Source organism: Levilactobacillus lanxiensis, assembly GCF_016861655.1.
In the GTDB taxonomy this organism is placed as follows: Bacteria; Bacillota; Bacilli; order Lactobacillales; family Lactobacillaceae; genus Levilactobacillus; species Levilactobacillus lanxiensis.
The window spans coordinates 20,255-32,773 of sequence record NZ_BOLN01000013.1 but is presented as its reverse complement, the minus strand read 5'-3'; the positions used below and the strand labels follow the sequence as shown (position 1 = coordinate 32,773).

The window sequence follows — 12,519 nt, the reverse complement described above, 5'->3', positions numbered from 1 at the left end:
TACCAAAAAGCTGGTTGAGGAAAATCCGAAGATTTTCCTCAACCAGCTTTCATTTTGGAGACTTATGTCACAGCCCCTTTTTGAATGACGTATTTAACAAATATGCTTAGGGCAGATGGGAAGTCATGATTATAAGTTGTCAGAATTTTTACAGCTAGCGATAATAGGTGCGCAATGTTAGTGACCAGAGGCGGGCCAAGATGACCAGCTGTGTCGGTGGTCTTAACTGAGTGAATTTCTCAGTTTAGAGCACGGGACGACCTGGAAGACTGGTGGTGTTCCAGGCTTTCAGGCGAGGTGGAAGCCCGTTTCTCAGGCTGGAACCGTTCCCCACAGCAGGGCATCTTGAGCCCACCGGCGGGAACGGCAAATCACCACCTATTTTTCGCTAGGCCAAAACGAAAAAAGTCACGCCCCCCAAGGCGCGACTTTACTGTTTCCCCCAAAGACTCCGATGGCCAATACCTATCCTGTTGGTGATTTTCTCGGTCGTTTCCCCCCAGAGACGACTGGGAAAATCAGACGAACACGTTGGAAGTGTTGCCGGTTCGGCCGTTGCCCCCACAACGACGGAACTTTGCGGTCTGATTTTCTATAGGAGAATGATTTGGTTACGGCCCAAATCATTCCAGGTGGGTGGACGGTCGGTTAGGTATTTCCCCTTAAATACTAAACCGATAATTATCGAATCCGGTCAATGGTCAGATACAAGACTTTTTAACGCCCATCCGGATGTTACAAGTTCATTATATCGGGGGGAACACAAATCTATAATCCCGTAATCTGATGATTGGATTACTAAATTTAACCTTATTCTCATCGGACGTGGTATGCTTATGTGTAAAGAGTGAGTTAAATTGGTATATCTCAGCCGAAAGGACAGAAATGGGGGTATCTGGAATGCCACGGCCGTATCATGAACGTTTAGATTTTACTACTGTCTTGCCACTGCGGGTTATTTCACACGGAACTGGTGGGCCAAAGATGGTTTTGCCACATTGGCACCAAGCTGTTGAATTGGCCTATGCCTATCGTGGTCACCCGGGCACCGTACATATCGGGAGCTCATCGTATAAATTGACCGAGGAACACCTGTACGTGGTCAATTCTGAAGTTGTCCACAGTTATGAAACTTTCTTAGACGAGGATAATCAAATCATCACGTTGCTGTTGCCGCAAGCATGGCTACGGAACGTGGTGGCCAATGAAAAACTGCCGATTTGGGGGCCATTAGACTTAGACCTGCGTGCTGAGCCATACCAGGAGCTGGCGCGGTCGGTGCATACCTTGGCGACCAACGCCGTGATGGAACCAGATGAGCGCGCAGATTATTTAGCCAGCTTAGGTGCGGAATATCAATTGGTGGGTCAGTTGTTAAAACACTTGACGGTTAACGGTCAAGTCAATAGCGACCAACTACCGTTACCAGATCCCTTACGCCAAGCCGTTACCGAGATTCAAAACAACTATGGTGAGGCGGTTTCGATTGCCAAAATGGCCGAACAGCTGAACTACTCCAGCGTTTATTTCTCCCGCTATTTCAAGGAATACATGGGCGTTTCACCTAAGGTCTACCTGGGGCAGATTCGGTTGGAACGGGCCACCCAGCTCCTAATGACCTCGCAGGAATCCATCCAAAGTATCGCCATGAAGACCGGTTTTCGCACGGAGAAAAATTTCTTCGTCACCTTCAAGCAGCGCTACCAAATGACGCCTAAGACTTACCGTGAAAAGTATGCGGCGGAACAGTCCTGGTCGTAGGTGGGCAGATATTTAAAATGGAAAAATCAAAATATAGAGGACATAAAAATCTTCTGACTGACGCAGGAAAAGTGTGTCAGCCGTTCCATGGTGAATATAAACTTGCGTGGACAGTGTGAGTGACCAGAGGCGGATCAAGATGACCAGCTGTGTCGGTGGTCTTAACTGAGGGGGCTTCTCAGTTTAGAGCACGGGACGGTCTTGGAAACTCGCGAACCTTAGCGAGGTTTCAAGCCGAGGTGGAAGCCCGTTCCTTAGGCTGGAACCGTTCCCCACAGCAGGGCATCTTGAATCCGCCGCCAATCCACCATAAAATGACAAATAGCTGACTGGGTTAAACTTGTGTTAGCCGTGAGGTCGGGAAAAATGAGCCCAGCCGGGGGATTTTCTAAGTGATTTTCTTAGAAAATGGCGACTTTGAGACCCGGTTTGGGGGACTCAAAGCGAGCCCGAAGACCGCTTCTTAGGCTTCGGACGTCCTGCCCCCAGCGTTCCGGTCTCATTTTTCCCGGCCGGTAAGGCGCTGACGACAGCAGGTTAACCCAGCGGATACGTTGCTTGTCAGTAAGATTTATGGTAAACTACGCTAACATGTCATAACGAATATAAGTTGAAGCCAACGTCGCCGTTAACCAGACACGTTGGTTTTTTACACGCAAATACAGGAGGTATCGTTCATGTTAACCGTCAATAATGTCAGTATGCAGTTCTCCGACCGGAAGCTCTACGACGATGTTAATCTTAAGTTCACCCCAGGAAACTGCTACGGGGTCATTGGCGCTAACGGCGCTGGGAAGTCCACGTTCCTGAAAATTATCGAAGGCAAATTAAAGCCAACTAGTGGGAACGTTTCAATGGGACCAAACGAGCGGATGTCCAGCTTGAACCAAGATCACTTTGCTTTTGAAGATAACTTGGTCATGGACACGGTCATTCAAGGCCACAAGAAACTTTACGATATCATGGTAGAAAAGAACGCCATTTACATGAAACCAGATTTTAGCGACGCAGATGGGATTCGGGCCGCTGAACTGGAAGGTGAATTTGGTGAAATGGGTGGTTGGGAAGCCGAAGCCGAAGCGAGCCAAATGTTACAGGCTTTAGGCATCGACGAATCACTCCACCAAGTGCCAATGAGTGAACTGACGGAACCCCAAAAGGTGAAAGTCCTGTTGGGCCAAGCCTTATTCGGTCATCCCGACGTGTTACTTTTGGACGAACCGACCAACGGGTTGGATGTGCAATCGATCAGCTGGCTGGAAAACTTCCTGGCTGACTACGAAAACACCGTCATCGTCGTTTCCCATGACCGGCATTTCTTGAACCAGGTCTGCACGAACATGTGTGACGTGGACTTTGGGAAGATTACGCTGTTCGTTGGGAACTATGACTTCTGGATGGAATCGAGCGAATTGGCCGCCCAATTGAAGGCTAACGCCAACGCTAAGAAGGCCGACCAGATTAAGCAGCTGCAAGAATTCGTGGCCCGGTTTAGTGCCAACGCCTCGAAGTCTAAGCAGGCAACGTCGCGGAAGAAGCAATTGGAAAAAATCACGCTGGATGACATCAAGCCATCCTCACGGAAGTACCCCTTCATCAAGTTCAATCCAGAACGCGAATTGGGGAACGACCTGGTGCGCCTGGAACATGTGTCCAAGGCCATTGACGGCGTGACGATTTTAGACGACGTGAGCTTCACGTTGCGGCCAGGTGAGAAGACCGCCTTTATCAGCCGGAATGACGTGACGACCACGACGTTGATGCAAATCGTTGCCGGCGAGTTGGAACCAGACAGCGGTAACGTGGTCTGGGGTCAAACGACCAGCACGACTTACCTGCCTAAGAACGGGAACGACTACTTTGCCGAAAACCAAATGTCGGTGATCGACTGGTTACGTCAGTTTGCTTCCAAGGAAGAAAGTGACAACACCTTCCTCCGTGGGTTCTTAGGGAAGATGCTGTTCTCTGGCGACGACGTGAACCGTGAAGTTGACGTGATGTCCGGGGGCGAAAAGGTTCGGGCCATGCTTTCCAAGATGATGTTGAGCAAGGCCAACGTGCTGTTGCTGGATGATCCAACCAACCATTTGGATTTGGAATCCATCACCGCGTTGAACGACAGTCTGGTTGGGTTCAGTGGCAGTATCCTGTTCACTTCCCATGACCACGAGTTCATTCAAACGATTGCCAACCGAATCATTGAGGTGTCACCAAAGGGCATCGTTGACCGGGCCGACACGACTTACGATGAATTTTTGGGCCACAAGCAGGTTCAGGACCAAGTTGCTGCGCTGTACGACGAAAAATAAATTTTCAAAATCAGAAGTTAAAAATTATTAAACTGAAGACGACATTAGGCTTCCCACAAATTTGACGGGAAGCCTGATGTCGTCTTTTTAATTTATCGCTAAAGTTGGCTGGTTTAGAACTTGTGTTAAAAAATGACTAACTTTTTTGATAGTCGGTGTCGCTGACTTGAGATGTGATAGTGCAAACTCTGAATGTAAAAATTCAACGGGGAATGGCATTAAATTATATTTATCCTGAGGGGATAGGCAAGACTGAGCTATCTCTGCGGTGGTAACAGTTGTGGCGTGAAGTTGAAGGGCAACCTGTGTGGCCGTCTGGATGTTGGTGAATTCTAGGATTTCATTGATAGAAATCCCATTTTCATGAAGAGCTGTGTTGACCTGCTTTTGAAAAAGACTGTGATCAGAGAGTCCGACGTAGTCACAATTATTCAATGATGATAGATTATCCTCACTAAACGGGCAGAAAATTCGGTCAGGTCGGTATAGCGGGCAGGTTTCTGGAAGTAATAAATCCAATTGCGGACTGGGAAGAGTGTGGATTGAAAAGATGGGATTGTTCCATTTTCGACCGATTAAAATATCTAGCTCGCCACGGATAAGGTGATTTTCAGCGGAGTCGGTAGCTTGACTAATGACGCGGAAATGAAGTTCCGGAAATGCTTGATGTGCTTGAACGATTGCCGCCGAAATTGTATTTGCTAAGAATGGCTGATTAATCGCAATTGTGAGGGTGCCAGCCTCCTGCTGCTGTAGTCGTGAAAGGTCCTGCTCCATCTCTTTTTGTGCGTCAAGGATACCTTGCAGATTTTGCGTGAATAGTCTACCAGCCGCCGTTATCTGAATGGGTTTAACGTTTCGATTAATAAAAGTCAATCCATATTGGTTCTCAGCCTTTTTAAGTGCGCGACTAACATAGGGCTGACTGACAAATAGTTTATTGGCGAGTTCAGAAATAGTTTGTGAATATTTAGCCGTTAAGAGAATTTGAAGTAAAAATTTTTCTTCATTCATGGGAATTCAACTCCGATTATACCTAATTTGTAATGATTCACATTTTAAGATTAATTGGTAACACCGTACTTTCTGTTCTACTATGGCATCATAGCTCATAGTTATTAAACGAGCAAGGCAAATTATGCATGATTTGATATTGAAAGTGAGGAACTAACATGAAAACTAATCGTCTTACTGCAGCATTAGGAATTGAAAAACCAGTCATTCAAGGTGCCTTAATGTGGCTGACCAATGCGGAACTAGTCGCTGCTGTGGGTAATGCAGGGGGTATGGGTGTTCTTGGGCCTAATGCGGGCCAAACGGAGCGGACAACTTCGCCAGTTGAAACGGCCGAACGGATGCGCCGTGAGATTCGGAAGGTTCGTCAGCTATCTGATAAACCGTTTGCTGTCAACGTTTTACCTGTTGAACCGGAGAAGGATGTTTTTACGAAGCCCATGTTAAAGGTGCTGTATGAGGAAAAGGTTCCCGCTGTTTCTTACGTTGGCGACATCTATCCAGAGGTATTTGATGATTTGGTTCGGCACGGGATCAAGGTTATTTACCGCGATTTAAATCCCAATGTTGCCAGCGCTCAGATGGCTGAGGCTCACGGGGCAACGGCCATCGTTGCGACTGGCTTTGACGAGGGGGGCACTTTGCCTAATAAGGTCATTGGGACGTTCTCGATTGTGCCGATGATTGTCGATGCCGTAAAGCATACGCCGGTTTTGGCGGCTGGTGGTGTTGTGGATGAACGGACAGCTAGAGCAGCTAAGGCATTGGGCGCAGAGGGTGTTTATTCTGGGAGTGTCTTTTTAGCTAGCCAAGAAGCCCCAATGGCAGAAAATATTAAAAATAAATTAGTTCAATCTAGCAGTGATGATATGCGTCTATTTAGAACCTTGCCTGCATACTACCGGGCCTTGCCAGGCGGACTGTCAGACAAACTAGTAGAAATGAACGCTGCCGGGAAGGCTCGTGAAGACATCTACCAAGCAATGGGTGGTTTTAGAGGAATTCATGCCGGGATGCTTGATGGCGATATGGAAAAAGGGTACGTTTCACTGGATACGGCCCTTTCAAGCATTCATGAGATTCGGCCCGTAGCGGATATTGTGGCAGAATTGAGTGCCGGGATGCTTAAGTAACCGCTACGTCTTGAGCTGAATGACAGATACCTGACCATGGTTGACATTCGAAGCTGGCATCATTGTTAATGAGAGAGGAATAGTGGATGTTACAAGAAGTTGGTCCCAAAGTATTTAAAAATCAATACGACCTACGGCGGGCCACTCAAGCTAAGGATTACGTGTTTGCGTATACGAATCGTAAGATATTGACTTATCATGGCACGATTCCACGAGTTAAAGACGTGACGGCTGACTGGCAAATGTCGACTGATAACTATACGTATCTGTTTACAATTAGTGATGTGGCATTTTACTTGCTCCTGGAAAGATTACCGGAGCGAGTGAATGCCAAGTACGTTGATGTCTTAACGCTGCGTGAACTAGAGCCTAAATATTTAGCTTTTGGGAGCGCGACGGCTGCGCAATTAGGTGAATGGTATGCAACGAACCAGTACTGTGGGCAGTGTGGCCAGCCGATGGTTTCCATGACAACGGAGCGGACATTGGTTTGTCCCAACTGTCATCATCGAGAATACCCAAAGATTTCGCCAGCCATTATTGTCGGCGTCACTAAGGGTGACCAGATCCTGATGACTAAGTTTGCAACGGGATACGATCGTTATGCTTTAATCTCGGGCTATGCTGAGATTGGGGAGACGCTTGAGGATACCGTCCAACGTGAAGTTAAAGAGGAAGTTGGGTTAGCGGTTCATCATATTCAGTATTATGGGAGTCAGCCCTGGGGATTCTCCGGGTCGCTGTTGGTAGGCTTCTTTGCAGAACTGGATAACGATATTCCTATCAAGTTAGAGCATGATGAGCTCTCCCAAGCGAAGTGGTTTCAACGCGATTCAATTCCGCGTGATGATACGACGCTAAGTTTGAGTTGGCAGATGATTGAGGACTTTCGACAACGGTGAATCTGAAAATGGCGTAAAAAATAACGGTTTGGACTGGCGGAAGGATTCGTCAGTCTAAACTGTTATTTGCGTTAGTCTTTAAAAGAGTTCGAATATAGGAAAGTTCAGCCAGAGACAAAGGACATTTTACCAACTAATCATTTAGCGTCTTAATGGCGATAGGGCCTAAAACGATAACCATTGTCTGACCCTATAAGTGCATGTTACCTTGGGGTCGTAGGTGGCGGTTAGACGTAAACGATAAAGGAGCGTAATCATGACAAAATTAAATGAACCCACACAACCAGAACACCTTGACTTGACGTTAGACCCACAGCTGAAGCGGGATGCGGCGGCAGTTTATCAACAATACGGGATGAGCCTGACGACGGCCATTCACCTGTTCTTACAGCAATCGGTCACGGACCACGACTTGCCCTTCGACTTGGAACTCACCAAGGATCAACTACAGTCGGAACTTGCGCGGGAAAAGGCTACCGGCGATACGCAATCGTTGGCGGCCGTGGAGGCGTTGTGGCAGGATTGGAAAGATTTGTAGACTAGGATAACCAATTGAATAGATAGTGAGTAACCAAAACAGGCAGCGCCCGAATCAGTCCGGGCGCTACCTGTTTTTTGACGTCATTATTTAGAATAACCGGATCAAAACGACCCCGCCAATAAGAATCAACAGGCCGAGTAACTGGACGGCCACGACGGGCTTACGTTTGGCCCCCAGCAGGCCGAACTGATCGACCAACAAGCCACCGGCAATCTGGCCAAGTAGGGCGAAGACCACCGTTTGGCCGGTCCCGATGATGGGAGCCAGGTAGGCGTTTCCCAGGACGAAGATGCCGCCCATGGCCCCGCCAATCCAGATCCACCAAGGCTTACCGTGACCGGTGGCCCGCTTGATTTCCCGGAAGCCGTGATTGACGACCAGGACAATGAAGAAGAGGCAGAGGGCCCCCACTAGAAATGAGATGAAGGCGGCGTGGAGAGCCGAGTTTAGAGCCAATCCCAACCGGCCATTGATAGTCGTCTGCATCGCTCCCAATGCCCCGGTACAGATGCCTAGTAGCCGCCAGGGCCACGGGTTACCAGTGCTAGCGGCAGCATCGGACTGGCCATTAGCTTGGCGCCGAAGAATGTCTGGCAGAGCGACGGTGATGACGATACCAGCCAGCGCTAGCAATAAGCCACTGACCCTTACCCAGGTCAAAGGTTGCTGGGTGGAGTTGAACCAGCCAAAGTTATCAATGATGGATCCCATGAAGACTTGACCCAAAATGGGCATGATAGCCGTTTGGACGCCGCCAATGTGGGGGAAGAGAAGAATGTTGGTCGTTAAAAAGATAACACCTAAGAGACCGCCAATCCAAATCCACCAAGGTTGCGTGGCGAAGATATTTCCAGAGACGCCTAAAGATTCGTGGCTCGCCAGCATCACCACGGCCAAGAAGAGCGTGCCAATGGTAAAGGACACGAAGGAGGCTTGATAGGGTGAACCAATAAAGCTCCGCAACCGAGAATTTACAGCGCTCTGAAGCGACAGGATGATACCAATGACGATACCGATGGTGATGGGAAGCATATTTTTTCCTCCTCAAAGACAATTTCATAATAGGTGTGGTCAACCGTGACTTATGTAGAGAGTCGACGCAGCTAAAATTAATGCCGCACAAAAAGGAGTAGTCCATTGACCACTCCCTTAGTATAGCTTATTTATCGGCTAAAATCGCTAGTTCATCGATTCGTTTGAAGAAGGCGTCGTGGTCCACCGTAGTGACCAACGTGACTGGACGGCCCTCTGGGGTTTCAAAGGTCCGGCCGCGGCCTGGGCCTGTGGTGAGGACGTCACTGGTGACTTGCTTAGTCGTGACAATGGCTGGGGATTCGCTGGCTACTGTCGCCAGAACATCCCACAGGAAGTAGGTCGAGTTCGTTTCAAAGTGTTGGAGGGCAGGAACTAAGGCGTAACCTTGGCCAATGAAATCAATGGCCGGGTGTTGCCGTTGTAAAGCCCAATTTTGACGGATGGCGGGGGTCAATGGCACTTGGCGCGTACTTTCCAGGCCCACCATTTGAATGGCGATGTCACTATCCCAAACCGTCTTAACGGCTTCCGGATCCCAAAAGGCATTCCACTCGGTCGTGCCGTCTTGTTCGGGTTCGGCGACGTTGCCGCGACCGTCAAAGGTCCCACCCATCCAGTAAAGCTTGTCGATTTTGGCCGTGATGCCAGGTTCTAAGATGATGGCACGGGCCAAATCGGTCAAAGGCCCGGTCATGACTAGGGTGGTTTGACCGTCAGTCTGATTAAGTTTGTCAATCAGGTCCAGGTGAGCAGGCTTGGCCGCAACTGGGGTGGTGATGGTTCCCGCTTCATTCAGAATAGGGAGCGCGTCGAGGCTGAAGGCATCGAGCCGCCACTCCTTCGGGAAGGGATGCACGCCACGTGAATCCGAGGCCGCAACGTCTAGGTGGACACCATGGCCAAACCGGTCGATGATTTTACGACTGGCTGCCAGTGCGGGTTCCAGGTAGGAATCGGCGCCGACAACCCCCACGCCAGTCAGATGAACGTCGGGCATTTGAAGCAGTAACAATAAAGAAACTAAATCGTCGACACTACCGTCATGATTGAAATAAACATTACGCATGGCAAAATCGCTCCCTTTTATTACGAACATTATAATTGAATGGCTCTTCAATAGTTCATATTTTACCGAACCAGTCTGTGAATTGCAAGGGCGTTTCCGAATTAATTTAGCCAGGGTTAAGGAAACTTTCGTATACTTATAAACAGGTTGACGAACAAGTGGTTAATCGAAAGGATGAGTACGGGATGAAATCAGTCCGTCAAGGGCCTAAACATTGGTTAGCACTATTGGTAGCGGGAGTTATTCTCTTTGCCGGTGGTGGCGGAATGGGCTACATGCTGGGCCAACAGCAAGCCAAGTCCGCACAAACAACCCAATTAAAAAATGCGCCGAAAGGCATGAAAAATCGGCCATCCGGTAAGCCTAGTGGCATGCCGGAACAAAGTAGCAGTAGTAGTAATTAACGAACATTAGCGCGATTGTTGCCGGCTTGTCAGTCAGGACCCAACAAAAAATGCGTGCCACCGTCAAAGAATTGACAGGTGGTACGCATTTTTAAGTGTGAGTTTTAGTTATTTCGTTGTAATCTCATTCAAATCAACGGATGCACTACCTGGATATAGCGCCATGCGTTGCGCGCGGTAGCTCCAGTCGCCGTGTTTGAAATGGGTACGGTTCACGTCGAAGACGATTTGGTTCGTCTTGCGGTTGACCTCGACGAACTCGCTGCGTTTCCCGTTGCTGGCATACCCAAAACCAATCAAGGTGTTGTTGCGACCGACAGCGTAACTACTGCCGACAATGTTGGTGAAGTTGCGTTGACCCAACGTTTTTCCAAAGCTCCAGGTCTTGGTGACCGTGTGCTCCAGCTGGTTGATCGAAACGATTTCACCGGCCGACCACTTCTTGGATTGCTTGGTCTTCCCGCGGGTAACGGGCACGTTGTTGTCGTAGAATTCGAGGCCAATCGTATCACCTTTGGTCTGTTGGGGAATGATGTTGACCGCATGCTGACCACCGTTGTAGCGGTAGTTTTGGGTAGTTGGTTGTAAGAGATACTGTTGATAATGTTTCGGCAACTTATCTGGGGAAGCCAAAATCCACTTTAAATTCGTCGTCTTATAGTTAATGGCAAAGATCATATCCTGGTTTCGACCGGAGACGATGAGCTCATCCTTCTTGGCATCGTAGACCATCGAATTTTGGTGGAACCAGTCAATCTTGCCGTCAGGGCGTTTCGTCCCAGTGTACTGGGTGTAGGCCGATTTGGGAAGAATCCGTTTGAGGTCAATGACCTTGACGATTTTGGCCGTCTTGTAATCAATCTCAATCATGGTGTCTTCCACGTACTTGCTACTCCCGTCGTCGACCGTCAGCAACAGGTTGTGGTTCGGCAGCTCGATAGCATCGTGATGAATCACGGTGTTGGTTTCCAGCTTGTTGTGGTCCTGACGCGTTGGGAACTTGCCTTCGAAGTTGTATTGCCGGTAAACGCGGCCGTAGAAGTCGGTTTCACGCAGGGCGTTATATTTATGCTCACTCGCGGAAATCTTGGTCAGAATCAACAAGTGGTTGTTGGCCAGACGTTTGAAAACGTGGGAGATGAGGTTGGTGCTGTACCACCGAATCTTGCCTTGCGCGTCCAGGCCATAGGTGATGCCCTGGCTGGAGACGGCAAACGTCAGCCGGTTATTGCCCTTACCCAACGCCATCTTCTTGGGATGGCTGGTCTTCAGCGTGTTCTTGCCGATTTCCTTAGGCGCCTTGCCCGTCCGCATGGTGTACGTGGCGTAGGTCTTTTGGCCGTTTTTCTTGGTAAATGTGAGCGTCACCCGGTTGGTCCGGTTGGCGTAGAGGCCGAGCACCCCAATCGCATGATTGGTGCGGTACTTGGGTAGGTATTTCGTCAGCGTGGTCTTCGGCGTATCCCCGTGGACGGTGAGCTTCACCTTCGTGGCGGCCTGGGTCTTAACCAGAATCAGACCGGAAAGGGGAGACGTCTCGTACGGATTGACGATGACCTTCGCGTGGGCAACCCCGGGCGTTAACTGCGCCAGTTGTTGCCGGTAGCCGGCGGTAATCTTGTTGGTCGCCGTGGTATTTTTCGTCGAAATAGCGGGCCGCAGATTCAGCTTGATCTGGTTGGTCGATAGCACATTTTTCTTGTGGTAGTGCTGGTGAACGAGCAGAACCTTGCGAACGTTGTGTCGTTCGTGGTAGGCCCCAGCGCCACCGATGACAATCAGTGCGAGCACAACGCCCAAACTGATTTTCCAAAACTTCTTCATAATATGCCAAACTCCTTACCTATTTTCCGTGCTAATAACGAACAATTGCTCCTGTTATTTTAGCAATTAATTGCGTCAAAGACAACCGCACCCATAGTAACAAAGATTCCATGTGTGAATTAATGTGCAGCCGAAATCAGAAAATTTCGGTTAGTGGGGAGTTTTCCTATTGCCTAAACTAAAAATCTTGTATACTAATATTAGCTTTAACGTTAACTGAATAGGGAAACTTTTCGGTTGAACAATGATTAATGGAGAGCGACTGTTGGCTGACAAGTGGCAGAATGGCGGATAAGGCTATTCAAGCTGTCAACGTTTTGCTCACTAAGTTAGTGTGAGTGACCAGAGGCGGGCCAAGTTGCCCAGCTGTGTCGGTGGCCTTGGCTGAGAGATTTTCTCAGCCTAGCCCACGGGACAACCTTTGAGACCGCTTTTCAGGCTCAAAGTTGGGCTGGAACCGGCCCCATAGCAGGGTAACTTGAGCCCGCCGGCGGGAACGAATTTTCACGACTAATTTGGTAAGCAAATTG

At 48.9% G+C, this 12,519-nt stretch carries 10 protein-coding genes; 6 read left to right on the top strand and 4 right to left on the bottom strand.

All coding sequences use genetic code 11. The annotated features are described in order from the left end of the window. Window positions 1-900: 900 nt before the first annotated feature. A complete protein-coding gene (locus JUF22_RS13050; protein WP_203647023.1) occupies window positions 901-1,761 on the top strand; it encodes an AraC family transcriptional regulator in 861 nt (286 codons plus the stop codon). 677 nt (window positions 1,762-2,438) lie between these two features. Further along, on the top strand, window positions 2,439-4,070 hold the full coding sequence (locus JUF22_RS13045) for an ABC-F family ATP-binding cassette domain-containing protein (protein ID WP_203647021.1): 1,632 nt from the start codon (window positions 2,439-2,441) through the stop codon (window positions 4,068-4,070). Window positions 4,071-4,157: 87 nt separating this feature from the next. On the opposite strand, the gene JUF22_RS13040 is transcribed toward JUF22_RS13045, so the two are convergent. Further along, window positions 4,158-5,084: a LysR family transcriptional regulator gene (locus JUF22_RS13040; RefSeq protein ID WP_203647015.1), complete on the bottom strand. Its 927-nt coding sequence runs from the start codon at window positions 5,082-5,084 to the stop codon at window positions 4,158-4,160. Between the two features lie 158 nt (window positions 5,085-5,242). Here JUF22_RS13040 and JUF22_RS13035 point away from each other — a divergent pair, with 158 nt between their 5' ends. From JUF22_RS13035 to JUF22_RS13025, 3 genes are all read left to right on the top strand, one after another. Next, window positions 5,243-6,217: an NAD(P)H-dependent flavin oxidoreductase gene (locus tag JUF22_RS13035; RefSeq protein WP_203647013.1), complete on the top strand. Its 975-nt coding sequence runs from the start codon at window positions 5,243-5,245 to the stop codon at window positions 6,215-6,217. 86 nt (window positions 6,218-6,303) lie between these two features. After that, window positions 6,304-7,119 carry an NAD(+) diphosphatase gene (nudC, locus tag JUF22_RS13030; protein ID WP_203647011.1) on the top strand — a complete coding sequence of 272 codons (816 nt, stop codon included), beginning with the start codon at window positions 6,304-6,306 and terminating at the stop codon, window positions 7,117-7,119. Between the two features lie 256 nt (window positions 7,120-7,375). After that, entirely contained in the window at window positions 7,376-7,657 is a 282-nt protein-coding gene (locus tag JUF22_RS13025) for a type II toxin-antitoxin system RelB/DinJ family antitoxin (protein ID WP_203647010.1), read from the top strand. Window positions 7,658-7,747: 90 nt separating this feature from the next. On the opposite strand, the gene JUF22_RS13020 is transcribed toward JUF22_RS13025, so the two are convergent. Both JUF22_RS13020 and JUF22_RS13015 read right to left on the bottom strand, forming a co-directional pair. After that, the gene (locus tag JUF22_RS13020; RefSeq protein WP_203647008.1) at window positions 7,748-8,692 is read right to left on the bottom strand and encodes a DMT family transporter; all 945 of its coding nucleotides are present in this window, start codon (window positions 8,690-8,692) and stop codon (window positions 7,748-7,750) included. Window positions 8,693-8,819: 127 nt separating this feature from the next. Then, window positions 8,820-9,761 carry a nucleoside hydrolase gene (locus JUF22_RS13015; RefSeq protein WP_203647006.1) on the bottom strand — a complete coding sequence of 314 codons (942 nt, stop codon included), beginning with the start codon at window positions 9,759-9,761 and terminating at the stop codon, window positions 8,820-8,822. Window positions 9,762-9,946: 185 nt separating this feature from the next. Between JUF22_RS13015 and JUF22_RS13010 the strand changes: the two genes are divergently transcribed. Beyond that, window positions 9,947-10,165, top strand: coding sequence for a hypothetical protein (locus JUF22_RS13010; protein ID WP_203647004.1), 219 nt, complete (start codon window positions 9,947-9,949; stop codon window positions 10,163-10,165). Window positions 10,166-10,273: 108 nt separating this feature from the next. Here the strand turns inward: JUF22_RS13010 and JUF22_RS13005 are convergent, their stop codons facing one another. Next, window positions 10,274-11,989 (bottom strand): aryl-sulfate sulfotransferase, encoded by a 1,716-nt coding sequence (locus tag JUF22_RS13005; protein ID WP_203647002.1) that lies wholly within the window; start codon window positions 11,987-11,989, stop codon window positions 10,274-10,276. Between the last annotated feature and the right edge of the window lie 530 nt (window positions 11,990-12,519).